The following is a 25,123-nucleotide window of genomic DNA, read 5'->3' on the forward strand; positions in this document are numbered from 1 at the left end:
GGCCCTTTTTTAATTGCTGTCTTCCGGGAATTCACCCACCGTCATTTTCAACGTAATGCGTTTGCCGTCGCGCAGCACGATAACCGGTATCTCGGTGCCCGGTCTGATCTCCGCCACCTGATCCATGGTTTCCAGCACGGATACCGCCGGTTTGTTATCCACGTTGATGATGATGTCGTTGATCTGGAAGCCGGCGTTGCTCGCCGGGCCGTTCGGCGTAATTTCGGTCACTATGATGCCCTGCAGGCGATCGATGCCGGAATTGGAGGGGCGCAGCGGAATGATCTCCTTGCCCTGAATGCCGAAATAGCCGCGGATAACGCGGCCGTCGCGGATCAGCTTGTCCATGATCTTGGTAGCCAGTTCGATCGGGATCGCAAAGCCCAGTCCTTCCGGCGTTTCGCCGTCGGTGATTTTATCATAGGTCAGGGTGTTGATACCGATCAGCTCACCCAGCGAGTTGACCAGCGCGCCGCCGGAGTTGCCGCGGTTGATTGAGGCGTCGGTCTGCAGAAACGTCTGCCGGCCGGTGGTGCTCATACTGATGCGCCCGGTAGCGCTGAGGATGCCCTGAGTCACGGTTTGCCCCAGGTTATAGGGGTTGCCGATCGCCAGCACCACGTCGCCGACGTGGGCAACGCGATTTTTATTGGTCGGGATCACCGGCAGGTTGCCGGGATCGATCTTCAGCACCGCCAGGTCGGTCAGGCCGTCGGAGCCGACCAGCAGCGCTTCATAGCGGCGGCCATCCTGCAACACCACGGTGATCTGCTGAGCGTCTTTGATCACGTGGCGGTTGGTGATGATATAGCCGCGTTCGTTCATGATCACGCCGGAACCGAGCGACAGCACGTTGGCGGCGCCGTTCAGGTTGCGGTTGTAGATGTTCACCACGGCAGGGGCGGCGCGGCGCACCGCCTTGTTGTAGCTCACCGGCGTTTCGTCGCTGGTATTCTCGGTTTTCTCTGCAAACAGGCCGTTGGAAGAGCGCAGCATGGGCAGGGCGGCCAACAGCAGGCCGGCAACGATGAGACCGATAACGACAGAACGCAAGAGCTTAGCAAACATGGAGTTTTCGTGGTGTGGTGAACGATGTTCGGAGGATAGCATGAGTTAACCGGGCGCAGTATGTCACCGAGCCCGGTTTTTGCACAAATTAACGCAGCAGCAGATAAATGGTTTCGTTACCGCGCACGATATTGAGCGCCATCACCGGCGGCTTGGCTTCCAGCACCTTGCGCAGCGCGGTGATACTGTCCACGCGCTGGCGGTTGACGCCGATGATCACGTCGCCTTTTTGCAGGCCGATTTGCGCCGCCGTCGAGCCTTTATCCACGTTCTCCACCTTCACGCCCTTGTCGCCGCTCGGCAGCGCGCCGTTGCTGAGGGATACTCCCTGCAGCGCCGGCGACAGCGTTTCGGCGTTGGTCGAGGCGCTCTCGCTGTTGTCCAGCGTGACCGAGACTTCCTGCGGTTTACCGTCGCGCAGCAGGCCTACCTTGAGCGTTTTGCCCGGTGCGGTGGTGCCGACCTTGGCGCGCAGTTCGGCAAAGCTGTTCACCGGTTTGCCGTCGACGGAAACCAGAATATCCCCGGCTTTGATGCCGGCCTTGGCGGCGGCGGATTTCGGCAACACTTCGCTGACGAAGGCGCCGCGCTGCGCGTCGGTGTTGAAGGCTTTGGCCATGTCCGGGGTCATTTCACTGCCCTTGATGCCAAGCAGGCCGCGTTTCACTTCGCCGAATTCGATCAACTGCTGGCTCAGGTTCTGCGCCATATTGCTCGGAATGGCGAAGCCGATGCCGACGTTGCCGCCGCTCGGCGCCAGAATGGCGGTATTGATGCCGATCAGTTCGCCGTTCAGGTTAACCAGCGCGCCCCCGGAGTTGCCGCGGTTGATGGAGGCGTCGGTCTGAATGAAGTTTTCCAGCCCTTCCAGATTCAGGCCGGTGCGGCCCAGCGCCGAGATGATGCCGGAGGTGGCGGTTTGGCCCAGGCCGAACGGGTTGCCGACCGCCACGGCGAAGTCGCCGACGCGCAGTTGGTCGGAATCGGCCATCTTGATGGCGGTCAGGTTTTTGGTATCGCTGAGCTGCAGCAGGGCGATGTCGGACTGTTCATCGCGCCCGACCAGCTTGGCGTCCAGCTCGCGACCGTCGTTCAACTGTACGCGGATTTTATCGGCGTTGTTGATAACGTGGTTGTTGGTCAGCACGTAGCCCTTGGCGGCGTCGATGATCACGCCGGAGCCCAACCCCTCAAACGGGCGGGAACTCTGCTGTTGACCGGGGAAGTTGGGGCCGAAGAAGCGTCTGAACTCTTCCGGCAACTGTTGACGCTGCACCTGGGTGCCAGCGACATGCACGCTCACGACGGCGGGCAAGACTTTTTCCAGCATCGGCGCCAGGCTCGGCAGCGGCTGCCCCTGCACGGCGACGGGCAGGGCCGCGTTGGCCGCCGGTGCGGCGCTGAGCGCCAGACCGAGGCTCATTGCCAATGCACTAAGAATTAACGACTTTTTCTTCATTGATGATAACTCTCTCAATACCTGCCGATGAAAATTTGATGATAAGGCAATCGCCTTGTCATAGTGAAGGGTAAGACCGTGAATTTGCGTGCAAAGTTCAGTAAAGGTAATGCGAAGGAAGGTCAATATGGCACAAACGGGATTAAACCCGCGGGAGGCCCCGCGGGCGAAGAAGGAATATCAGTCGCGGCGTGCGCTTTGACCGCGCAGCAGGCCGGAGGCCCCTTCCGAATAGTCGCGCGGCATTTCCACCGGCGCCTGATCGTTGTCCGCTTCCGCTTCGGTCAGGCGATAGCGGAACGGGTTCTCCTGCATCGGCAGATCCGGCAGCAGGTTGTTGGAGCTTTTCGCCATGTGCTGATACAGCTGGCGATAATCGCGCGCCATGTTGTCCAGCAGCTCGGCGCTGCGGGCAAAGTGGCCGACCAGCTCCTGACGGTACTCTTCCAGCTCGGTTTTGCTCTTGTCCAGCTCGTTCTGCAGGACTTGTTGTTGACGTAATTTACGGTTGCCAAAACGCATCGCCACCGCACCAATCACGATACCGACGACCAAACCAATCAGCGCATACTCCCAGGTCATGATGACTCCTATTTTGACTTCGTTGTTCCGCAGGGATTTTTCACTTAATAATATCCACTATAACCGTTAACCTTGTCCGAGTGGAATCCTGATGCGCTTCCACCTAATTTTTACAGGGTTTTCAGCGGCGCCCGCAGCGGGCATTTGTGGCGATAACGGTGCGAATCGGCATCAACTTGCCGCCAACGTTGGCTAAATAATTTCTAAGCGTTCTTAGGGAACATCGAACAGATGCAGGCACTATCACCGTTATCTCGCTACCAGCAGGCGCTGGAAGCGGGGGAGTATCAGGCCGATGAGGTTCAACGCCGGGCCGTCACTCAACTGGATCGCATTTATCAGGCTCTGCTGCAAAAGCCGGCGGCGAGCGCGCCGGCCGGCGGGCTGCGCGGCAAGCTCAGCCGTTTGCTGGGCAAGGGCGGCGAAACGGCACCGCAGCGCCCGGTGCAGGGGCTGTACATGTGGGGCGGCGTCGGGCGCGGCAAAACCTGGCTGATGGACATGTTCTTCCACAGCCTGCCGGGCGCTCGCAAAATGCGCCTGCACTTCCACCGCTTCATGCTGCGGGTGCATGAAGAGCTGACCGAGTTGCAGGGGCGGGAAAACCCGCTGGACATCGTCGCCGACGGCTTCAAGGCCGAGACCGACGTATTGTGCTTCGACGAGTTCTTCGTGTCCGACATCACCGACGCCATGCTGCTGGCCACGCTGCTGCAGGCGCTGTTCGCCCGGGGCATCACGCTGGTGGCCACGTCGAACATCCCGCCGGACGATCTGTACCGCAACGGCCTGCAGCGGGCGCGTTTCCTGCCGGCCATCGATCTGATCAACGAGTACTGCGACGTAATGAACGTCGACGCCGGCATCGACTATCGTCTGCGCACCCTGACCCAGGCGCACCTCTACCTGACACCGCTGAACGACCAGACGCGCGAGGCGCTGGATCGGATGTTCGTCAAGCTGGCGGGCAAGGCGGGGGAGGACGCGCCGGTGCTGCAGATCAACCATCGGCCGCTGCAGGCGATCCGTTCGGTGGACGGCGTGCTGGCGGTGGATTTCCACACGCTGTGCGAAGAGGCTCGCAGCCAGCTGGACTACATCGCGCTGTCGCGGCTGTATCACAGCGTGATCCTGTATAATGTGCGGGTGATGGGGCCGCTGAAAGAGAATACCGCGCGCCGTTTCCTGGCGTTGGTGGATGAATTCTACGAGCGTCACATTAAGCTGGTGATCGGCGCCGAAGCGTCGATGTTCGAGATCTATCAGGGGGGGCAGCTGAAATTTGAATTCCAGCGCTGCCTGTCGCGCCTGCAGGAAATGCAGAGCGAAGAGTACCTCAAGCTGCCGCATCTGCCCTGAGCCCGCCGGGCCTATCGCCGGTTGTCCGCCGCCGGCGATAAATTTATTTTCCATTCAAAAACCGTTCGATCTTTGTGAGCGACTTCTCTATAATCTTGCGACCCCACGTTACAACAAAGTTTTTTTTCCCAAAAACTTTATAGTGCCGGCAATGGCTATTCGAAGGGGTAGGTTTGCTGGACTTGTATGGTCGTGTGAGCCTCAACTGTTTTCGAGCGTTTGGGTGTTCACCAACGTGTAACTAATTATTGGGTAAGCTTTCTAATGAAAACTTTTACAGCTAAACCAGAAACCGTAAAACGCGACTGGTACGTTGTTGATGCAGATGGTAAAACTTTAGGCCGTCTCGCTACTGAACTGGCTCGTCGCCTGCGCGGCAAGCATAAAGCGGAATACACCCCGCACGTGGATACCGGTGATTACATCATCGTTCTGAACGCTGACAAAGTTGCTGTAACCGGCAACAAGCGTACAGACAAAGTGTACTACCACCACACCGGCCACATCGGTGGTATCAAGCAAGCGACCTTTGAAGAGATGATTGCCCGCCGTCCTGAGCGCGTGATTGAAATCGCGGTTAAAGGCATGCTGCCAAAGGGCCCGCTGGGTCGTGCTATGTTCCGTAAACTGAAAGTTTACGCGGGCACCGAGCACAATCACGCGGCACAGCAACCGCAAGTTCTGGACATTTAATCGGGATTAATGGCAATGGCTGAAAATCAATACTACGGCACTGGTCGCCGCAAAAGCTCCGCCGCTCGCGTCTTCATCAAGCCGGGCAACGGTAACATCGTTATCAACCAGCGCAGCCTGGAACAGTACTTCGGTCGCGAAACTGCCCGCATGGTAGTTCGTCAGCCGCTGGAACTGGTCGACATGGTTGGCAAACTGGACCTGTACATCACCGTTAAAGGTGGTGGTATCTCCGGTCAAGCTGGCGCTATCCGTCACGGTATCACCCGTGCACTGATGGAATACGATGAGACTCTGCGTTCTGAACTGCGTAAAGCTGGCTTCGTCACCCGTGACGCTCGTCAGGTTGAACGTAAGAAAGTCGGTCTGCGTAAAGCACGTCGTCGTCCGCAGTTCTCCAAGCGTTAATTTTCGCTGCTTCGGCAGTGCGATTTACGCAAAAAACCCGGTGCTTCACCGGGTTTTTTTACGCCTGAAATCCGCCGTCCCCGACTAAAATCTGTGGCATATCAGACAATTCAACATGAATTCGCCGCACCGCCCCCACAAAACAAGCAGAATCTGGTAAACTATCATCCACTTTTGCGCCTGTTCGCCGTGCAGTTGACCTCCTGGGCCGGTTTTTTATGGGCTCGGGTCGCGCTGCGTGCTGCCGGCCTGCGGCAAGATTATTCAGGATAGCAGCCTGTCAGTTGGCTATTCGCAGTATTTTCTAGATAACTTGGAGGTTTTCATGGCTGTCGCTGCCAACAAACGTTCGGTAATGACGCTGTTCTCTGGCCCGACCGACATTTTTAGCCATCAAGTACGTATCGTACTGGCGGAGAAAGGTGTCAGCGTCGAGATCGAGCAGGTCGAAATGGATAACCTGCCGCAAGATCTGATTGACCTCAACCCTTACCAGACGGTGCCTACGCTGGTCGATCGCGAACTGACCCTGTATGAATCCCGCATCATCATGGAATATCTGGATGAGCGTTTCCCGCACCCGCCGCTGATGCCGGTTTACCCGGTTGCCCGTGGTGAGAGCCGTCTGATGATGCTGCGCATCGAGAAGAACTGGTACTCGCTGATGGACAAGATCGAGAAGAGCAGCGGCCAGGAAGCGGAATCCGCCCGCCGCCAACTGCGCGAAGAGCTGCTGGCGATCGCGCCTATCTTCGGTCAGGCGCCGTATTTCATGAGCGAAGAGTTCAGCCTGGTGGATTGCTACCTGGCGCCGCTGTTGTGGCGTCTGCCGCAGCTGGGCATCGAATTGAGCGGTGCCGGTTCCAAAGAGCTGAAAGGCTACATGACCCGCGTCTTCGAACGCGACGCCTTCCTGGCTTCCCTGACCGAAGCCGAGCGTGAAATGCGCCTGCAGACCCGGGGCTAAGCGCGATGGACATGTCTCAGATGACGCCGCGTCGCCCGTATCTGCTGCGGGCGTTCTACGACTGGCTGCTGGATAACCAACTGACGCCGCACCTGGTGGTCGACGTGACCCGCCCGGACGTGCAGGTGCCGATGGAGTTCGCGCGTGACGGCCAGATCGTGCTGAATATCGCGCCGCGCGCGGTAGGCAACCTGGCGTTGGGTAACGAAGACGTGCAGTTCAACGCGCGCTTCGGCGGCGTGCCGCGTCAGGTTTCGGTGCCGATGGCCGCCGTGCTGGCGATCTATGCGCGTGAAAACGGCGCCGGCACGATGTTCGAACCGGAAGCCGCCTACGACGAGAGCGAAGGCGTGTTCGAAGGTCTGGACAATGAGACGATCCCTTCGGAAACCCTGATGTCAGTGATCGACGGCGATCGCCCGGATACCGCGGAAGACAACGGTCCGGATGACGAACCGCCGCAGCCGCCGCGCGGTGGCCGCCCGGCGCTGCGCGTGGTGAAATAACCCCGTGAGAACAAAAGAAAAAGCACCCCATGGGGGTGCTTTTTTTTTGCCCGGCAGAAGCGGGTCAGCCTTTCAACGCGGCAATGCAGGCGTCGCGCGGCGCGCTGAGATCGCCTACGCGTACGGTAGACAGGGCGTGGGTTGCGCGCTCACGGAAATTGGTGATGGCGGTATCGCCTTGCACTTCCGGCGGGGCGGTACAAATGTCATTGAGCGGCAGATCGTTGCCTTTGTTGAGTGCCTGCAACACCGCCGCCGGATTGTAGATCAGGGCTGCGGAGAGGGCCGATTTGATGCCGGCGGTAAAGCCGGCATTGCCGCCGCCGGCCAACTTGGGCGCCAGGGCAATCCAGCTGTCGTCCCCCAGCCGGATGCTGTTTTCCACGGCGCCGAACTGCCCGGCCTTGCCCAACTGCGCCACGACCGGCCGTGCGCCGCGCGCTTCGATATTGTAACCAACCTCCTGCGAATCCAGCGCCATGGCTGAAGCGCTGAAATTGACGGCCAGCAGCGCGCCGGCCAACAGGGAAATGGAGCATTTCATGTTCGCTATCCTTATCTCGGTGTCAGGCGCAGCCGCGCCCCGCAATGGTGCTAACTCAATACTATAGCGCGTTGAGGCGGTGAGGAGCGGGGAGGTTGTTACAAAGCGTGGCAGGCTAAAAACAGAGGCCCGGCAATATGCCGGGCCTCTGATGGTACGGAAGGTTTACACTTCCAGATAGTTCATGATGCCGTCTGCCGCTTTGCGGCCTTCGGCGATCGCCGTCACTACCAGGTCAGATCCGCGCACTGCGTCACCACCGGCGAAGATTTTCGGGTTGCTGGTCTGGAACGCGTTGTCGCTGCCTTCCGGCGCCAGGATGCGGCCCTGTTTATCCAGCTGCACGTCGTGCGCCGCCAGCCAGTCCATGCGGTGCGGGCGGAAGCCGAACGCCATCACCACCGCGTCCGCGTCGATCACGTGTTCGGAACCAGGCACCTGCTCCGCCGTCTGACGGCCGTTGGCATCCGGCGCGCCCAGCTGAGTGCGCACCATTTTCACTCCGGCCACGCGGCCGGCGCTGTTCAGTTCGATGCTCAGCGGCTGCAGGTTGAACTGGAAGTCCACCCCTTCTTCCCGGGCGTTCTTCACTTCGCGCTTGGAGCCCGGCATGTTGGCTTCGTCGCGGCGGTAGGCGCAGATGACCTGCGTTGCGCCCTGACGCACCGAGGTACGCACGCAGTCCATGGCGGTATCGCCGCCGCCCAGCACCACCACCCGTTTGCCTTCCATGCTGACGTAAGGCTCGTGCTGCTCGGTTTCATACCCCATCAGCTGCTTGGTGTTGGCGATCAGGAACGGCAGCGCGTCGTACACGCCCTGCGCCTCCTCATTCTCCAGGCCGCCGCGCATCGACTGATAGGTGCCGACGCCGAGGAACACCGCATCGTACTCGCTCAGCAAGGTCTCCATGCTGACGTCTTTACCCACTTCGGTGTTCAACTGGAACTCGATGCCCATCTCGCTGAAGATGCCGCGGCGTTTGACCATCACTTCCTTTTCCAGCTTGAAAGCCGGGATGCCGAAGGTCAGCAGGCCGCCGATCTCCGGATGACGATCGTATACGACCGCCTTGACGCCATTGCGGGTCAGCACGTCGGCGCAGGCCAGCCCGGCGGGGCCGGCACCGACGATCGCCACGCGTTTGCCGGTCGGCTGCACGTGCGACATGTCCGGCTTCCAGCCCATTTCGATGGCCTTATCGCTGATGTAGCGCTCGATATTGCCGATGGTGACCGCACCGAACTCGTCGTTCAGGGTGCAGGAGCCTTCGCACAGGCGATCCTGCGGGCATACGCGGCCGCACACTTCCGGCAGGCTGTTGGTCTGATGCGCCAGGTCCGCCGCTTCCATGATGCGGCCTTCATTGGCCAGTTTCAGCCAGTTCGGGATGTAGTTGTGCACCGGGCACTTCCACTCGCAGTACGGGTTGCCGCAGGACAGACAGCGGTCCGCCTGGGCCTTGGCCTGGGTTTCCGAAAACGGTTCGTAGATCTCGACGAACTCGATTTTGCGGATCTTCAGCGGTTTCTTTGGCGGATCAACACGCTGCAGGTCGATAAATTGATAAACGTTCTGGCTCATTAATGACCTACCTCTTACTGCGCCTGCACCCGCAGCTCGGCTGCGGAACGGCTACGGTGACCCAACAGCGCTTTGACATCGCTGGACTTCGGTTTGACCAGGGCGAACTTCGGCGCCCACTCCGGCCAGTTGGCCAGGATCTCTTCCGCGCGGGAAGAGCCGGTCGCCTGCACGTGTTCGGTGATCAGGCCGCGCAGGTGCTCCTCATGGATCGCCAGCTGATCGACATCCAGCACTTCCACCAGCTCCGGGTTCACGCGCTTGCGGAACTCGCCGTCTTCGTCCAGCACGTAGGCGAAGCCGCCGGTCATGCCGGCGCCGAAGTTGATGCCGGTTTTACCCAGCACGCAGACGATGCCGCCGGTCATGTATTCGCAGCCGTTGTCGCCGATGCCTTCCACCACGGTGATGGCGCCGGAGTTGCGCACCGCGAAACGTTCGCCCGCGCGGCCGGCGGCGAACAGCTTGCCACCGGTGGCGCCGTACAGGCAGGTGTTGCCGACGATGCTGGCTTCATGGCTGCGGAAGGCGGAACCGATCGGCGGGCGCACCGCGATGCTGCCGCCGGCCATGCCTTTGCCGACATAGTCGTTGGCGTCGCCGGTCAGGGTCAGCTCGACGCCGCCGGCGTTCCAGACGCCGAAGCTCTGCCCGGCGGTACCGGAGAAGTGCGCCTTGATCGGATCGCCTGCCATCCCCTGATCGCCGTGTACGTTGGCGATCGCGCCGGACAGCATGGCGCCCACGGAGCGGTCGGTGTTGCGAATGTCGAAGTAGAAGGTTTTACCCTGCTTCGCTTCGATGTACGGCTGCGCCTGCACCAGCAACTCTTTGTTCAGCAGACCCTTGTCGAACGCCGGGTTGCTGCTTTCGGTACAGTACACCGCTTTGCCCGGATGCGGCGTGGCGGTTGTCAGCAACGGCGACAGATCCAGCTTGTTCTGCTTGGCGGAAATGCCGTCCAGCTCGGTCAGGAATTCGGTGCGGCCGATCAGATCCACCAGCTGGCTCACGCCCAGCTGGGCCATGATCTCGCGGGTCTCACGCGCGATAAACTGGAAGTAATTCGTCACGCGTTCCGGCAGGCCGTGGTAGTGATCGCGGCGCAGCTTGTCGTCCTGAGTCGCAACGCCGGTCGCGCAGTTGTTGAGGTGGCAGATGCGCAGGTATTTGCAGCCCAGCGCCACCATCGGCCCGGTGCCGAAGCCGAAGCTTTCCGCGCCCAGGATCGCCGCTTTGACGATGTCCACGCCGGTTTTCAGGCCGCCGTCCACCTGCAGGCGGATCTTGTGGCGCAGGCCGTTGGCCACCAGCGCCTGCTGGGTTTCCACCAGGCCCAGTTCCCATGGGCAGCCGGCATATTTCACCGAGGACAGCGGGCTGGCGCCGGTGCCGCCGTCGTAACCGGCGATGGTGATCAGATCGGCATAGGCTTTCGCCACGCCGGTGGCGATGGTGCCAACGCCCGGCTCGGACACCAGTTTCACCGAGATCACCGCCTTCGGGTTGACCTGCTTCAGATCGAAGATCAGCTGCGCCAGATCTTCGATCGAGTAGATGTCGTGGTGCGGCGGCGGGGAGATCAGCGTCACGCCCGGCACCGAGTAACGCAGCCTGGCGATGTACGGGGTGACTTTGTCGCCCGGCAACTGGCCGCCTTCGCCCGGCTTGGCGCCTTGCGCCACCTTAATCTGGATCACGTCGGCGTTCACCAGGTAGGCCGGCGTGACGCCGAAGCGGCCGGAGGCCACCTGTTTGATGCGCGACACCTTGTTGGTGCGGTAGCGCGCCGGATCTTCGCCGCCTTCGCCGGAGTTGGAGAAGCCGCCGAGGCCGTTCATGGCGATCGCCAGCGACTCGTGCGCTTCCGGGCTCAACGCGCCGATCGACATCGCCGCGGTGTCGAAGCGTTTGAACAGCGACTCCGCCGGCTCGACCTGATCGACCGGGATCGGTTCACCTTTCGGCGTAATGGCCAGCAGATCGCGCAGCATGGCGACCGGCCGCTCGTTCACCAGCTTGGCGTAGGCCTGGTAGTCGCTGTACTCGCCGCTGTGCACCGCTTTTTGCAGCGAGTTCACCACGTCCGGGTTGTAGGCGTGGTATTCGCCGCCGTGCACGAACTTCAGCAGGCCGCCTTGCTCCAGCGGTTTGCGTTTCAGCCAGGCGCGCTTGGAGAGGTTCTGCAGATCCTGCTGGAAGTCGCTGAAGCTGGCGCCGCCGATGCGGCTGACCACGCCCTGGAAGCACAGGTCCGCCAGATCGCGGTGCAGGCCGACCGCTTCGAACAGCTTGGAACAGCGGTAAGAGGCGATGGTCGAAATGCCCATCTTGGACATGATCTTGTACAGGCCTTTGTTGATGCCGTTGCGGTAGTTCAGCATCACGTCGCGGTATTTCTTGTCGATCGCCTGGCTGTCCACCAGCTTGGCCAGGGTTTCATAGGCCAGATACGGGTAGATGGCGGTCGCGCCGAAGCCGAGCAGCACGGCGAAGTGGTGCGGATCGCGGGCGCTGGCGGTTTCAACGATCAGGTTGGCGTCGCAGCGCAGGCTTTTCTCCACCAGCCGGGTTTGCACGGCGCCAACGGCCATCGGGGCCGGTACCGGCAGGCGGCCGGGCGCGATGGCGCGGTCGGACAGCACCAACAGCACCGCGCCTTCGCGCACCTTGCGTTCCGCTTCGTCGCACAGGGCGCGAATGGTCTGCTCCAGATCCTGCTGTTGCGGGTCGAAGGTCAGATCGAGCGTCTCGGCGCGATAATATTCGCCTTCCAGCGTGGTGAGCTGTTTGAAATCGGAGTACAGCAGGATCGGCGATTTGAAGCTCAGGCGGTGCGCCTGGCCTTCGGCTTCGCAGAACACGTTCATTTCACGGCCGATGCTGGTGGCCAGCGACATGACGTGCGCTTCGCGCAGCGGATCGATCGGCGGGTTGGTGACCTGCGCGAACTGCTGGCGGAAATAGTCGTAAACGATGCGCGGCCGGCTGGAAAGCACGGCGAACGGGGTATCGTCGCCCATCGAGCCGGTGGCTTCCTGGCCAATTTCGCCCAGCACGCGGATCACCTGATCCAGCTCTTCACTGCTGTAGCCGAACTGTTTCTGGTAGGTTTCGAGCTGCGCGTCGTCGAGCTCGCGGCTGCCGACCTGATCGTCCGGCAGATCTTCGAACGGCACCAGACGTTTGACGTTTTTCTCCATCCACTCTTTATACGGATGGCGGCTTTTCAGATCGTTGTCGGTTTCCGCCGAGTGCAGGATGCGGCCGCTGCGGGTGTCGATCACCATCAGCTCGCCGGGGCCGACGCGGCCTTTTTCCACCACTTCATCCGGCTGGTAATCCCAGATGCCGACTTCGGAGGCGCAGGTGATCAGCTTGTCTTTGGTGATCACATAGCGCGCCGGCCGCAGGCCGTTGCGATCGAGGTTACAGGCGGCGTAGCGGCCGTCGGACATCACGATGCCGGCCGGGCCGTCCCACGGCTCCATGTGCATCGAGTTGAAGTCGAAGAAGGCGCGCAGATCGCCGTCCATGTCCGGGTTGTTCTGCCAGGCCGGCGGCACCAGCAGGCGCATGGCGCGGATGAGATCCATCCCGCCCGCCAGCAGCAGCTCCAGCATGTTGTCCAGCGAGCTGGAGTCGGAGCCGGTTTCGTTGACGAACGGTGCGGCGGCCTGCAGATCCGGGATCAGCGGCGTTTGGAATTTATAGGTACGGGCGAGCGCCCACTGGCGGTTGCCGGTGATGGTGTTGATTTCGCCGTTGTGCGCCAGGTAGCGGAACGGCTGAGCCAGCGGCCAGCGTGGCACGGTGTTGGTGGAAAAGCGCTGGTGGAACAGGCAAATGGCCGATTCCAGGCGCAGGTCCGCCAGATCGAGATAGAAGCGCGGCAGATCCGCAGGCATGCACAGGCCTTTATAGATCGTCACCAGGTTGGAGAAGCTGCAGACGTAGAAACTGTCATCCTGCACCCGTTTCTCGATGCGGCGGCGCGCCACGAACAGGCGGCGCTCCATATCGCGCGGGCGCCAGCCGGCCGGGGCGTTAACGAAGATTTGCTCGATGCGCGGCAGGGAGGAGAGGGCGATTTCACCCAGCACGTCCGGGTTGGTCGGCACTTCACGCCAGCCGACGATCGACAGCGTTTCGTTTTGCAGCTCTTCTTCCACGATGCGGCGGTTGAGGCGCGCTTCCTCTTCATTCTGGCTGAGGAACATCATGCCGACGGCGTAGTTTTTGGCCAAACGCCAGCCGCGCTCTTCCGCCACCATGCGGAAGAAGCGATCGGGTTTTTGCAGCAACAGGCCGCAGCCGTCGCCGGTCTTGCCGTCGGCGAGGATCGCGCCGCGGTGCTGCATGCGGGCCAGCGCGTGAATGGCGGTGCGCACCACCTTGTGGCTAGGTTCGCCTTCTATGTGGGCGATCAGGCCGAAACCACAGTTGTCCCTCTCTTGGGATTTATCGTACAACATATCGTGAACCTCCCCAGGCTCTGCGTGACTCTCACAACCTACTGCGAGGGGGCTTCCCAATTTCAGGCAGAAGTCCAATCAGCAAGTTAACCCCGCCAATCTGCTTTTCCGCCCTCCATCAATGGCCTCTCGTGACGGTCTCACAAGTGGTATAGGACTTGTTTTAAGAGGGAGTCTTCAATTACTGCATAAATATGACGAGACGTTTGCCCGTCCAGAAAGCTTCCAGCGGACTTCCAACTTAGCGAGAAAGAATTCGCAGGTCAAATGTGGGCTTAAGATAGATTCTTATCGAATTGATGATGTTTATTTATTTGAAAAGTAAGTGTTTTAATGCATTTTTGCACTATCATGGGGCAACGCCGATCCACTCAGAAGTGTGAGCTGTCTCACTATAGTGCAACCCCTTAATCTCTGCACCATGCTAGTGCGGGGAGTAATGTCAGAATTTTATTCTATAAGATATTGCTTGGCTGATGTTTATGACTATTTTTCACCGTGTTGTCATATTGCCGTTAACGGTTGCGTGACGATTAGAATAATTCATCAGAATTATAGTGAATTGATTTGCATTTATGATGAATAGTTATGCTCGGTGGCGCCTTGCGGGGAAAGCGTTGATCTCTGTCATCGCGGGAAAAGCCGTTTCTTATTAGCATCGCGGCTTTGAACACAGAGAACCACCAAGATTATGCAGTTGCCGCAATTAGTCAATATGTTTGGCGCGGATCTCCAGCGCCGCTATGGCGAAAAGATCCATAAACTCACGCTGCACGGCGGATTCGGCTGCCCTAACCGCGACGGCACGTTGGGGCGCGGCGGCTGTACGTTCTGCAACGTCGCCTCGTTCGCCGATGAGGCGATGCAGCGCCAGAGTATCGCCGAACAGCTGGCGCAGCAGGCCGCGCGGGTCGATCGGGCGCGGCGCTATCTGGCCTATTTCCAGGCCTATACCAGCACCTATGCGGAGGTTGAACGGCTGGAGGCGATGTATCGGCAGGCGTTGGCGCAGAGCGCCATGGTCGGCCTGTGCGTCGGCACCCGGCCGGACTGCGTGCCGGCCGCCGCGCTGGATCTGCTGACGGGATACCGCGAGCAAGGCTATGAGGTGTGGCTGGAGCTGGGGCTGCAGACGGCGCACGATAAAACGCTGAAGCGCATCAACCGCGGCCATGATTTTCGCTGTTATCAGCAGACTGCGCGACTGGCCCGGCAGCGCGGGCTGAAGGTGTGCTGCCATCTGATCGTCGGGCTGCCGGGAGAAACCCAGCGCGATCATCTGCTCACGCTGCAGCGGGTGACGGAGACCGGCGTCGACGGCATCAAGCTGCACCCGCTGCACGTCGTCACCGGCAGCACCCTGGCGCGGGCGTGGCAGGCCGGGCGGTTGCCCGAACTGGCGCTGGAGGATTACGCCGCCAGCGCCGGGGAGATGATCCGCCATACGCCGGGGGACGTGGTGTACCACCGTCTTTCCGCCAGCGCCCGGCGGCCGACGCTGCTGGCGCCGCTGTGGTGCGAAAACCGCTGGAGCGGCATGCAGGCGGTCGGCGCTTATCTGCAACGGCACGGCGGGCAGGGCAGCGCGCTGGATGAAAAGCGGCGCTACCGCCCTGGCATGCCGCTCTGAAGTGCAATCTTTGCCACACTTCGGCGTTTGCCGCCTTATCTCACCGCTGTTTTACGGTATGATTCAAAAGATTGTGTCTGATGGGAGCCGCTATGAAGCAAATCCGGGTGTTGGCCCAGTACTACGTTGATTTAATGGTGAAACTGGGGTTGGTGCGCTTCTCGCTGCTGCTGGCCTCGGCGCTGGTGGTGCTGGCGATGGTGGTGCAGATGGCGGTGACCATGCTGCTGCGCGGCGAAGTGGAAAGCATCGACGTGGTGCGTTCGATCTTCTTCGGCCTGTTGATCACCCCGTGGGCGGTCTATTTTCTCTCGGTGGTGGTGGAACAGTTGGAAGAGTCGCGCCAGCGGCTGGCGCGGCTGGTGGACAAGCTGGAAGAGATGCGCCACCGCGATCTGGAGCTCAATCAGCAGCTCAAAGACAATATCAGCCAGCTGAATCAGGAGATCGCCGACCGTATCAAGGCGGAAGAAGAGCGCCTGCAGGTGATGGAAAAGCTGACGGAAGAGATGGAACAGCGCGAGCAGGCGCAGATTGAGCTGGGCCAGCAATCGGCGCTGTTGCGTTCCTTCCTCGATGCCTCGCCGGATCTGGTCTACTACCGCAACGAAGACAAAGAATTTTCCGGCTGCAACCGCGCGATGGAGCTGTTGACCGGCAAGAGCGAGAAGCAATTGATCGGCCTGACGCCGTTCGACGTCTACGGCCAGGAGATCGCCGAAAAGGTGATCGAAACCGACGAGAAGGTGTTCCGCCACAACGTCTCGCTGACCTACGAACAGTGGCTGGTGTATCCCGACGGCCGCAAGGCCTGTTTCGAGCTGCGCAAGGTGCCGTTTTACGACCGGGTGGGTAAACGCCACGGGCTGATGGGCTTCGGCCGCGATATTACCGAGCGTAAGCGCTACCAGGACGCGCTGGAGAACGCCAGCAGGGAGAAGACTACCTTTATCTCCACCATCAGCCACGAGCTGCGTACGCCGCTTAACGGCATCGTCGGCCTGAGCCGCATTCTGCTCGATACCGAGCTGAACGACGAGCAGCTGAAATACCTGAAGACCATCCACGTCAGCGCCATCACCCTCGGCAATATCTTCAACGACATTATCGAAATGGACAAGCTCGAGCGGCGCAAGGTGCAGCTCGACAACCAGCCGGTGGACTTCACCGGTTTCCTGGCGGATTTGGAGAACCTCTCGGGCCTGCTGGCGCAGCCGAAAGGGCTGCAGTTCGTCATGGAGCCGCAGACGCCGCTGCCGCAGCAGATCGTGACCGACGGCACCCGCCTGCGGCAGATCCTGTGGAATCTGATCGGCAACGCGGTGAAATTTACCCAGCAGGGGCAAATTGTGGTGCGCGTGCGGCGCGAGGCGCAGGAGAAGCTGGTGTTCGAAGTGGAAGACTCGGGCATGGGCATCCCGCAGGACGAGCAGGACAAGATCTTCGCCATGTATTATCAGGTGAAAGATCAGCGCGGCGGCCGCCCGGCCACCGGCACCGGCATCGGGCTGGCGGTCTCCAAGCGGCTGGCGCAGAGCATGGGCGGCGACATCACCGTGCGCAGCGAACAAGGGCATGGTTCTTGCTTTACCTTAACCATCAAGGCGCCGGTGGTGCAGGAAGCCGTCAGCGCGGCGCCGGAGGAAGAGGCGCTGCCGTTGCCGGCGCTGCACATTCTGCTGGTGGAGGATATCGAACTGAACGTGATCGTGGCGCGCTCGGTGCTGGAGAAGCTGGGCAACAGCGTCGATGTGGCGATGAACGGCCACGACGCGCTGGCGATGTTCGATCCGGACGAGTTCGATCTGGTGCTGCTGGACATCCAACTGCCGGACATGACCGGGCTGGACATCGCCCGGGCGCTGCGCGAGCGCTATGCCGGGCAGGCGCTGCCGCCGCTGGTGGCCCTGACCGCCAACGTGCTGAAAGACAAAAAAGAGTATCTCGAGGCGGGCATGGACGATGTGCTGAGCAAGCCGCTGTCGGTGCCGGCGCTGACCAAGGTCATCAAACACTATTGGGATCATCAACCTTCTCACACTTCAAAGAAAACGGAGCACAAGGCGATGCAGATTAATGAGTCGTTACTCGATACCGCGATGCTGGAACAGTACATGGATCTGGTTGGCCCGCAGCTGATCCACCAAAGTCTGGAGATGTTCGAACAGATGATGCCGGGCTATCTGGCGGTGCTGGACTCCAACATGACGGCGCGCGATCAGAAAGGCATCACTGAGGAAGGGCATAAGATCAAGGGCGCCGCCGGTTCGGTCGGTCTGCGCCATCTGCAGCAGCTGGCGCAGCAGATTCAAACGCCGACGCTGCCGGCCTGGTGGGATAACGTGCAGGATTGGGTGGATGAGCTGAAACAAGAGTGGCGCAACGACGTGCAGGTACTGCGGGCTTGGGTTGAGAACGCTGAAAAAAAATGACCCCGACCTAAGCCGGGGTGCGCGAATATTGCGCCAACACCAGGGAAATTGTGAACCTGCGTATTGGTTTCAGTGTTCTGGTCGAGCAGGTTGTTGCGAATTCCTAAACATCATACAGCCAACAACATAGCAAATGTAAGCGCTCTTGTTAGAAGATTCATTAAAATGTGTGATGTAGATTAGTGTTTGTCAACTCCGAGCACGAACCAGTTGACAGCAGCGACAGGAGTAAGAGTGATGAAAAAGGTGGGTGTAGTCCTCAGCGGCAGCGGCGTTTATGACGGTACGGAGATCCATGAAGCGGTGCTGACGCTGCTGGCGTTGGATCGTGCCGGCGCCCAGGCGGTGTGCTTGGCGCCTGATAAACCACAACGCCATGTTATTAATCACTTATCTGGTGAGGAGATGGCGGAGTCGCGCAATGTTCTGATTGAATCGGCGCGCATTGCCCGCGGTGCGGTGCAGCCGCTGGCGCTGGCGGAGGCCGCGCAGCTGGATGCGCTGATCGTGCCCGGCGGCTTTGGCGCCGCCAAGAACCTCAGCAATTTCGCCGAAGCCGGCGCGGAATGTTGGGTCGATGAAGATTTGGCGCGCCTGACGCGCGAGATGCATAAGGCCAACAAACCAATTGGCCTGATGTGCATCGCGCCGGCGCTGTTGCCGAAACTGCTGGATCAACAAGTGCGGCTGACCATTGGCAACGATCCGGATCTGGGGGAAGTGATTGACGCCATGGGCGGCGAACCGGTGATTTGCCCGGTGGACGACATCGTGGTGGACGGCGAACATAAGATCGTGACCACGCCGGCCTATATGCTGGCGCCGTCTATCGCGCAGGCGGCCCTGGGCATCGATAAGCTGGTGGCGCGGGTGCTGGAACTGGCTGAATGAGAAAATCGCTCGTCGGATGGCGGCGGCTGCGCCCGTGGTATTGGCTGAAGCGCGGCGTCATCGCGATTATCGGCCTGTGGGCGTTGGGCATTGTGCTCTTCGCCTTCCTGCCGGTGCCGTTTTCCGCCGTGATGGTGGAACGGCAGGTCAGCGCCTGGCTGAGCGGCGACTTCGGCTATGTCGCCCATTCGGACTGGGTGTCGATGGACGACATCTCGCCGCAAATGGCGCTGGCGGTGATGGCGGCGGAAGATCAGAAGTTTCCAGACCATTGGGGCTTCGACGTGGCGGCCATTGAAAAGGCGCTCAGCCACAACGAGAAGCGCCCGACGCGCATCCGTGGCGCGTCCACGCTGTCGCAGCAAACCGCCAAGAACCTGTTTTTGTGGGATGGCCGCAGCTGGCTGCGCAAAGGATTGGAGGCCGGGCTGACGTCCGGCATCGAATTGGTGTGGACCAAGCGGCGCATTCTGACGGTGTATCTGAACATCGTCGAGTTCGGCGATGGGGTATTCGGCGTGGAAGAGGCTTCACAGCGCTTTTTCCATAAGCCGGCCAAGCGCCTGAGCGCGGCCGAAGCGGCGCTGCTGGCGGCGGTATTGCCGAATCCGCATCGCTTCAGGGCCGATGCGCCGTCCGGCTATGTGGTGCAGCGTCAACAGTGGATCATGCGGCAGATGCGGCAACTGGGCGGGGAAGCGTTTTTACGCGAGAACAAGCTGGATTAAACGGGCGGGAACGGCACGGCGCCGCTCCCGCCAGGCGGATTATTTCACGTAGGTAAAGGCGGTAGTGACGTGCTTCACGCCGCTGACCTGGCTGGCGATCTGCGCCGCCGACTGCCCTTCCTGCTGCGTGACCAGGCCCAGCAAGAACACTTCGCCGTTTTCGGTGGTGACCTTCACGTTGGACGATTTCACCGTATCGCTGGTGAGCAGCTGCGAACGCACCTTGGTGGTGATCCAGGTGTCGGAGGACGCGGTGCTCAGGCTGACCGGCGTGCCCTGACGGATTTCGTTATACACTTCGGTCGTGCCTTCCACGCCCATGGCGATCTGCTTGGCGCGCGCGGTGAGATCGGCGTTAGGCGACTGGCCGGTCAGCAGCACCTTGCCCTGATAGGCGGTGGCGACCACCCGGGCATCTTTCTTCAACTGCTGGTCTTTGCTCAGGGCGCTTTCGACCCTGGCTTCCAGCGTGCCGTCATCCACCTGGGTCCCTACGCTGCGCGGGTCGGTGGCGGTTTTGGTGGCGACGGCCGCACTGCCGACGACGACGCCGGCGATACAGCCTTGCAACAGCAGGGCGCTGGACAGCACTGCAAATGTGGCTTTTAGCTTCATCTCAGTTCCTTAATCGTCCTGGTGGGGGAATAACGTATTGTCTATCAGGTCGCACAGGCAGTTTACGGTCAGCATATGCATTTCCTGAATGCGCGAGCTGCGGTGCGACGGGATGCGGATTTCGACATCCTGCTGGCCGAGCAGCCCGGCCAGCTCGCCGCCGTCGTAGCCGGTAAGTGCGACGATGGTCATATCGCGCGTCACGGCCGCCTCGACCGCCTTCACAATATCACGGCTGTTGCCGCGGGTGGAAATCGCCAGCAGCACGTCGCCGGTGTGCCCGAGCGCACGCACCTGCTTGGCGTACACTTCGTCGTGCAGCCGATCGTTGCTGATTGCCGTCAGCACCACGTTGTCGGCGTTGAGAGCGATGGCCGGCAGGCTGGGGCGCTCGGTTTCAAAACGGTTGATCATGCTGGCGGCGAAGTGCTGCGCGTTGGCGGCCGAGGTGCCGTTGCCGCAGCACAGGATTTTGTTGCCGTTGAGTAAGGATTGAACCAGCGTCATCGCAGCGCGGGAAATGGCGTCCGGCAGTGCTTCCGCCGCCGCGATCTGGGTTTGGATGCTTTCGGTGAAACAGACTTTAATTCTATCCAGCACGTTGTATTAATCCACTAAGTCAAAGGGCCGGTCTGCGCCGCAAAACCCCGATTAATCCGCATTGAAGGCGTTGGGTATCCATTCTAACTGGCTACCGGTAATGGCCAAAACATCAAAACGGCAAGATGATGTGTCAAAACTGGCTCCGCGCCCCGCCAGCCAGACGGCGGCGGCGTGCAGCAACCGCTGTTGTTTGCGAAAGGTGACGCTGGCGGCCGCGCCGCCGAAGGCGTCGTTGCGGCGGTAGCGCACTTCGACGAACACCCAGGTGGTGCCGTCGCGCATGATGAGGTCGAGCTCACCGCCGCGCACCGCGACATTGGCGGCGCAGAAGGTGAGCCCGGCGTGTTCCAGGTGACGGCGGGCCAGTAACTCATAGCCCGCCCCTGAGGCGCGTGGGTTCAAGAGACTGGAACGACCGTACCCTGACGGTATTGCAGCCAAGGCAGCTTACGGTTGATCACGCAGTTCGGCGACGCGCTCAGCGTACCGGTGGTGCCGGAAACCTGGAAGCCCGGCAGCTGGCGCATTTCAGCAAAGTGGTTGGCCAATGTCCAGGCATCCATCCCCATCGCATACAGGCGCACCAGCGAGTAGTCGTTGCGGAAACGCGCGCTGGCCTGCTGCAGCAGCTGAGGGTTTGAGCCGGCCAGCAGCGGAATATCGCTGAACTGCAGGCCTTCCATTTCCAGACGGAAGTCCGGGCCGGCGCCGGCCTGGTAGCTGCGCGAGCTGGCGTACATCGCCGGCTTGCCGCGCGAGCTGGTGGCCATGTCGATCATCGGTTTGATCAGCGTCAGCTGAGACTGCGTGGCGACGATGTACACCGCGTCGACGCTGCCGCTGGTGGCGGCGGGCACGTCGCTCGGCGGCGCAGGAATGGTCAGCCCGGCGATGGTGACGCTCTGCGGCGCCGGGGCGCTCGACATCGGCGTACCGGTCATGCGGATGCCGCCGCTGTTCACCATCTGGCGCAGCTCGCCGGCGGAGCCGATGTCCTGGCGCAGCACGGTTTGCCCGCCTTGCTTCTGCCATTCCTGGTTAAAGGCCCTGGCGACGCGATCGCCGAAGGCGCCGCGCGGCACCAGCAGCAGCGGTTGACGCTTCTGCTGTTCCCAGATGTGGCGGGCGGCGTCGCGGGCTTCATCTTCCGGCGACAGGGCGAAGTAACAGATGTTCAGGTTGTCCTTCGGCGTTTCCGGCTGGTTAAGCGCCAGCACGTTCAGCGTGGTGGTGCTGGCGGACAACTGATCGACGTTCTCTTTCAGCAGTGGGCCGACCACCAGGGTGGCGCCATCCTGCTGCGCCTGGCTCAGCAAGGCGGCCAGCGGCTGGCTGGTGGTGTCGTACACTTTGACCTGCGCGTTGGCGGCCTGCAGCGGCGTTATCGGCGCGCTGGACGGCGCAGCGGGTTGCGCGGCGGTGACGGCAGGCTGGCTCTCTTGCGCCGAAGGGCTGACCGCGCCATTGGCGTTGATGTCACCCGTAGCGGCCTGATCGGCCGGCGCCGTTTGAGCCGGCGTGCTGGCCGGTTGCGCGGCTTGAGGTTGCGGCGCCGGCATGGAACCGCCGTTTTTCGCCGCTTCGAAGCCTTGCTGGATGGCGTCGGCGAACACTTTCGCCTGGCCGTTCAACGGCAGCAGCAGGGCGATTTTCGAGGTGGAGGCCTGGGTGAAGTTCAGCACCTGATTCAGGCGAGCCGGCAGCGTTTTGGCCGCCGGGTTCTTCGGATAACGGTTCTGCCAGTCTTTGATGCCGGCCTTCAGCAGATCGGGATCCTGCTTGTTGTCCTGATAGACGCGCAGCAGGTCCAGCCAGCCTTGCAGCACGTTCTCGTCGGCGTTGATCACCAGGCTGTTCATCTCCTGCGGCGTCAGCTGCAGCAGGGCCTGCCAGGTTTGATCCAGATTGTCCTGGTGCGCCTTGCCGGTCAGCAGCGGCTCCTGGGCGATATAGGCGCGGATCAATGGCAGCGACGCTTTGCCCTGATTGGCGGCGATCTGCGCCTGGTAGTAGCGCACCTTCTGATTCGGCGACAGCGCACCGCTGTCCAGGTGGCCCAGCGTGCTGCGGGCGCTGACGTAGCTCTTGTTGGCGATCTGCAGTTCGGCGGTCAGCAATTGGCGTTCGGTCTGCTGCGCGCCGCTAAGGTTTTTCGGCAGTTGGTTCAACTGGTCGCCGGCCTGCGGCAGTTTTCCTTCACGCAGCAAGGCGCGAATAGCAAGTAATTGCCAGTCAGCCTTGTTATCATCGCTGCTTTGCTGCAACTGCTGCAGGTAGTAATCGGAGCTGGCGCTCGCTTCGTCCTGTATATTGGCGGGCGGCGTTTGCGGGGCCCGACTTGGACAGCCTGCCAGGAAAAGGGCGGCGGCGATGACTGCGGTCAGTCGGACAGGCTTGGAACGCCCTGCTTTGGTACGAACGAATGTTGAGGAAAGCATACTGTATCCAGTGATGTTTTTTTCAAGATGCTCAATATTAAATCGGCAACCCGGATGAAACAATGAATCAACACCAACAATCAGTCATTTCTGCATCAACGCTGTATGTGGTGCCCACCCCCATCGGCAATCTGGGCGATATTACCCACCGTGCGTTAGAGGTACTGAAAAGCGTTGATCTGATCGCGGCGGAAGATACGCGCCATACCGGATTGCTGTTGCAACACTTCGCGATCAACGCGCGTCTGTTCGCGCTGCACGATCACAACGAACAGCAAAAGGCCGAGCAGCTGCTGGCGAAACTGCAGGAAGGCCAAAGCATTGCGCTGGTTTCCGACGCCGGCACGCCGCTGATCAACGATCCCGGTTATCACCTGGTGCGCCGCTGCCGCGAGGCCGGCATTCGCGTGGTGCCGCTGCCGGGCGCCTGCGCCGCCACTACCGCGCTGTGCGCCGCGGGCGTCGCTTCCGACCGTTTCTGCTACGAAGGTTTCCTGCCGGCGAAAACCAAGGGGCGCAAGGATACGCTGATGGCGCTGGCGGAGGAACCGCGCACGCTGATTTTCTACGAATCCACCCATCGTCTGCTGGAAAGCCTGCAGGACATGGTCACCGTCTGGGGCCCGCAGCGCTATGTGGTGCTGGCGCGCGAGCTGACCAAAACCTGGGAATCCATCCACGGCGCGCCGGTGGGCGAGCTGCTGGCGTGGGTGCAGGAAGATGAAGTGCGCCGCCGCGGTGAGATGGTGCTGATCGTCGAAGGCCACAAGGCGCAGGAGGATGCGCTGCCGCTCGAGGCGCTGCGCACGCTGGCGCTGCTGCAAAAAGAGCTGCCGCTGAAAAAGGCGGCGGCGCTGGCGGCGGAAATCCACGGCGTGAAGAAAAATGCGCTGTATAAGCACGCGCTGGAGCAACAACAGCCGTAAAGCGGTTGACCTGCCGCCGCCGCGACGCTACTATCCGCGCCGGAGTTGACCAGACAGTCGCCGCTTCATTGCCGTCCTCTTCGGGGAGACAGATGGAGGGGAGGAAAGTCCGGGCTCCATAGGGCAGGGTGCCAGGTAACGCCTGGGAGGCGCAAGCCTACGACTAGTGCAACAGAGAGCAAACCGCCGATGGCCCGCGCAAGCGGGATCAGGTAAGGGTGAAAGGGTGCGGTAAGAGCGCACCGCGCGGCTGGCAACAGTTCGTGGCACGGTAAACTCCACCCGGAGCAAGGCCAAATAGGGGTTCACATGGTACGGCCCGTACTGAACCCGGGTAGGCTGCTTGAGCCAGTGAGCGATTGCTGGCCTAGAGGAATGACTGTCCACGACAGAACCCGGCTTACCGGTCAACTCCCTCGACAAAAGAAAACCCCGCGCAACGCCTGTTGCGCGGGGTTTTTCGTTTTTCGGCCGGCTTACACCGGCAGGTCAATCAGCAGCGCGCGCAGCGGCGTTTCGGCGCGGATCGTCAGGCGGTTTTCCTCACGCACGAAGGCGCCGTCGCCGCAGGTCAGGCGTTGCGCTTCGTGGCGCTCGCCGGTAGCGGCGATGGTGCCGTGAATCGACTGCAAATAGGCGCGCGGCCCGTTAATCGTCAGCGTTTGTTCTTCGCCCGGCTGCAGATCGAGATGGTGGATCCAAACCTGCTGGCGCAGCTGCAGGCTGCCCTGCGCGCCGTCCGGCGAGGCCAGCAGCAGGTTGCCTGCCGGCGGCAGCGTCAGGCGTTGCACTCGCTCGTTGCTGCGTTCCGGACAGGCGTCCAGCCACAGCTGCAGGCGGGTGAGCGGCGTGTCGCCGCTGACGTTCTGCTCGCTGTAACTCAGGCCCGGCTGGGTGGCCAACAGCAGCGCTTCGCCGGCTTTGGCGCGCGTGGTGTTGCCGTCGCTGTCGCGGTACTCCGCCTCGCCCTGCAGGATCAGGTTCAGGATGTCCACGCTGGGATAGGTGCGCGGCTGGAACGACGCGCCCGGTGCCAGCACCTCCTGATTCAGTACCCGCAGCGAGGCGTAGCCCATCAGTTTGGGATCGAAGTAGTGACCAAAGGAAAAGGTGTAGCGAGCCTGCAGCCAACCAAAGTCAGCTTGCCCGCATTGTTGTGCTGTTCTGCATGTAATCATGGCAATCGGCTCTCTAAATTCATTATCCAAATGGTAA

21 protein-coding genes and 1 other RNA gene are annotated in these 25,123 nt (G+C 61.0%); 11 read left to right on the forward strand and 11 right to left on the reverse strand.

Annotation, left to right across the window (positions count from 1 at the left end; all coding sequences use genetic code 11):
- Positions 1 to 9: 9 nt before the first annotated feature.
- From degS to zapG, 3 genes are all read right to left on the reverse strand, one after another.
- A complete protein-coding gene (gene degS, locus WFM45_RS15905; RefSeq protein WP_004937070.1) occupies positions 10 to 1,068 on the reverse strand; it encodes an outer membrane-stress sensor serine endopeptidase DegS in 1,059 nt (352 codons plus the stop codon).
- A gap of 88 nt (positions 1,069 to 1,156) precedes the next feature.
- The gene (gene degQ / locus WFM45_RS15910) at positions 1,157 to 2,527 is read right to left on the reverse strand and encodes a serine endoprotease DegQ (RefSeq protein WP_004937072.1); all 1,371 of its coding nucleotides are present in this window, start codon (positions 2,525 to 2,527) and stop codon (positions 1,157 to 1,159) included.
- A 180-nt stretch (positions 2,528 to 2,707) separates the two neighbouring features.
- Entirely contained in the window at positions 2,708 to 3,109 is a 402-nt protein-coding gene (gene zapG / locus WFM45_RS15915; protein ID WP_004937074.1) for a Z-ring associated protein ZapG, read from the reverse strand.
- 231 nt (positions 3,110 to 3,340) lie between these two features.
- Between zapG and zapE the strand changes: the two genes are divergently transcribed.
- The 5 genes from zapE to sspB all read left to right on the forward strand — a co-directional run bounded on the left by zapE (position 3,341) and on the right by sspB (position 7,042).
- Positions 3,341 to 4,468: a cell division protein ZapE gene (gene zapE, locus WFM45_RS15920; protein WP_336956385.1), complete on the forward strand. Its 1,128-nt coding sequence runs from the start codon at positions 3,341 to 3,343 to the stop codon at positions 4,466 to 4,468.
- Positions 4,469 to 4,732: 264 nt separating this feature from the next.
- Complete coding sequence (gene rplM, locus WFM45_RS15925) at positions 4,733 to 5,161, forward strand: 50S ribosomal protein L13 (RefSeq protein WP_004937079.1); 429 nt, start codon at positions 4,733 to 4,735, stop codon at positions 5,159 to 5,161.
- 15 nt (positions 5,162 to 5,176) lie between these two features.
- Complete coding sequence (gene rpsI, locus WFM45_RS15930; protein ID WP_004937080.1) at positions 5,177 to 5,569, forward strand: 30S ribosomal protein S9; 393 nt, start codon at positions 5,177 to 5,179, stop codon at positions 5,567 to 5,569.
- Between the two features lie 325 nt (positions 5,570 to 5,894).
- Positions 5,895 to 6,536, forward strand: a complete 642-nt coding sequence (gene sspA / locus WFM45_RS15935) for a stringent starvation protein SspA (RefSeq protein ID WP_004937082.1) — start codon at positions 5,895 to 5,897, stop codon at positions 6,534 to 6,536.
- A 5-nt stretch (positions 6,537 to 6,541) separates the two neighbouring features.
- Positions 6,542 to 7,042, forward strand: a complete 501-nt coding sequence (gene sspB / locus WFM45_RS15940; RefSeq protein WP_004937084.1) for a ClpXP protease specificity-enhancing factor — start codon at positions 6,542 to 6,544, stop codon at positions 7,040 to 7,042.
- A 64-nt stretch (positions 7,043 to 7,106) separates the two neighbouring features.
- Here the strand turns inward: sspB and WFM45_RS15945 are convergent, their stop codons facing one another.
- The 3 genes from WFM45_RS15945 to gltB all read right to left on the reverse strand — a co-directional run bounded on the left by WFM45_RS15945 (position 7,107) and on the right by gltB (position 13,645).
- Positions 7,107 to 7,586 (reverse strand): hypothetical protein, encoded by a 480-nt coding sequence (locus WFM45_RS15945; protein WP_336956388.1) that lies wholly within the window; start codon positions 7,584 to 7,586, stop codon positions 7,107 to 7,109.
- A gap of 165 nt (positions 7,587 to 7,751) precedes the next feature.
- Entirely contained in the window at positions 7,752 to 9,170 is a 1,419-nt protein-coding gene (locus WFM45_RS15950; protein ID WP_015379170.1) for a glutamate synthase small subunit, read from the reverse strand.
- Positions 9,171 to 9,184: 14 nt separating this feature from the next.
- Positions 9,185 to 13,645: a glutamate synthase large subunit gene (gene gltB, locus WFM45_RS15955; RefSeq protein ID WP_336956391.1), complete on the reverse strand. Its 4,461-nt coding sequence runs from the start codon at positions 13,643 to 13,645 to the stop codon at positions 9,185 to 9,187.
- Between the two features lie 691 nt (positions 13,646 to 14,336).
- Between gltB and WFM45_RS15960 the strand changes: the two genes are divergently transcribed.
- The 4 genes from WFM45_RS15960 to mtgA all read left to right on the forward strand — a co-directional run bounded on the left by WFM45_RS15960 (position 14,337) and on the right by mtgA (position 19,326).
- Positions 14,337 to 15,275, forward strand: a complete 939-nt coding sequence (locus WFM45_RS15960) for a TIGR01212 family radical SAM protein (protein WP_085337182.1) — start codon at positions 14,337 to 14,339, stop codon at positions 15,273 to 15,275.
- A 92-nt stretch (positions 15,276 to 15,367) separates the two neighbouring features.
- Positions 15,368 to 17,707: an aerobic respiration two-component sensor histidine kinase ArcB gene (gene arcB / locus WFM45_RS15965; protein WP_171454808.1), complete on the forward strand. Its 2,340-nt coding sequence runs from the start codon at positions 15,368 to 15,370 to the stop codon at positions 17,705 to 17,707.
- Positions 17,708 to 17,944: 237 nt separating this feature from the next.
- Positions 17,945 to 18,598 (forward strand): isoprenoid biosynthesis glyoxalase ElbB, encoded by a 654-nt coding sequence (gene elbB / locus WFM45_RS15970; protein WP_336956396.1) that lies wholly within the window; start codon positions 17,945 to 17,947, stop codon positions 18,596 to 18,598.
- On the forward strand, positions 18,595 to 19,326 hold the full coding sequence (gene mtgA / locus WFM45_RS15975) for a monofunctional biosynthetic peptidoglycan transglycosylase (RefSeq protein WP_015379165.1): 732 nt from the start codon (positions 18,595 to 18,597) through the stop codon (positions 19,324 to 19,326). Before elbB ends, mtgA begins: the two co-directional genes overlap by 4 nt.
- Positions 19,327 to 19,365: 39 nt before the next feature.
- Here mtgA and dolP read toward each other — a convergent pair whose 3' ends face one another.
- From dolP to WFM45_RS15995, 4 genes are read right to left on the reverse strand one after another with little or no spacing between them, the layout of a single operon-like run.
- Positions 19,366 to 19,941 carry a division/outer membrane stress-associated lipid-binding lipoprotein gene (gene dolP / locus WFM45_RS15980; RefSeq protein WP_004937101.1) on the reverse strand — a complete coding sequence of 192 codons (576 nt, stop codon included), beginning with the start codon at positions 19,939 to 19,941 and terminating at the stop codon, positions 19,366 to 19,368.
- A gap of 9 nt (positions 19,942 to 19,950) precedes the next feature.
- Complete coding sequence (diaA, locus tag WFM45_RS15985; RefSeq protein ID WP_004937103.1) at positions 19,951 to 20,541, reverse strand: DnaA initiator-associating protein DiaA; 591 nt, start codon at positions 20,539 to 20,541, stop codon at positions 19,951 to 19,953.
- 51 nt (positions 20,542 to 20,592) lie between these two features.
- The gene (locus tag WFM45_RS15990) at positions 20,593 to 20,946 is read right to left on the reverse strand and encodes a YraN family protein (protein ID WP_015379164.1); all 354 of its coding nucleotides are present in this window, start codon (positions 20,944 to 20,946) and stop codon (positions 20,593 to 20,595) included.
- Positions 20,943 to 22,982, reverse strand: a complete 2,040-nt coding sequence (locus WFM45_RS15995; protein ID WP_076741013.1) for a penicillin-binding protein activator — start codon at positions 22,980 to 22,982, stop codon at positions 20,943 to 20,945. Before WFM45_RS15995 ends, WFM45_RS15990 begins: the two co-directional genes overlap by 4 nt.
- Before the next feature lie 62 nt (positions 22,983 to 23,044).
- Here WFM45_RS15995 and rsmI point away from each other — a divergent pair, with 62 nt between their 5' ends.
- Positions 23,045 to 23,908 carry a 16S rRNA (cytidine(1402)-2'-O)-methyltransferase gene (gene rsmI, locus WFM45_RS16000; RefSeq protein WP_015379162.1) on the forward strand — a complete coding sequence of 288 codons (864 nt, stop codon included), beginning with the start codon at positions 23,045 to 23,047 and terminating at the stop codon, positions 23,906 to 23,908.
- 41 nt (positions 23,909 to 23,949) lie between these two features.
- Positions 23,950 to 24,327, forward strand: an RNA gene (gene rnpB, locus WFM45_RS16005) — RNase P RNA component class A.
- Between the two features lie 57 nt (positions 24,328 to 24,384).
- Here rnpB and WFM45_RS16010 read toward each other — a convergent pair.
- Positions 24,385 to 25,086 carry a pirin family protein gene (locus tag WFM45_RS16010; RefSeq protein WP_099982538.1) on the reverse strand — a complete coding sequence of 234 codons (702 nt, stop codon included), beginning with the start codon at positions 25,084 to 25,086 and terminating at the stop codon, positions 24,385 to 24,387.
- Positions 25,087 to 25,123: the final 37 nt, after the last annotated feature.

Origin of the sequence: Serratia sp. KG1D, from assembly GCF_037150675.1 — a bacterium.
GTDB lineage: Bacteria > Pseudomonadota > Gammaproteobacteria > Enterobacterales > Enterobacteriaceae > Serratia > Serratia nematodiphila.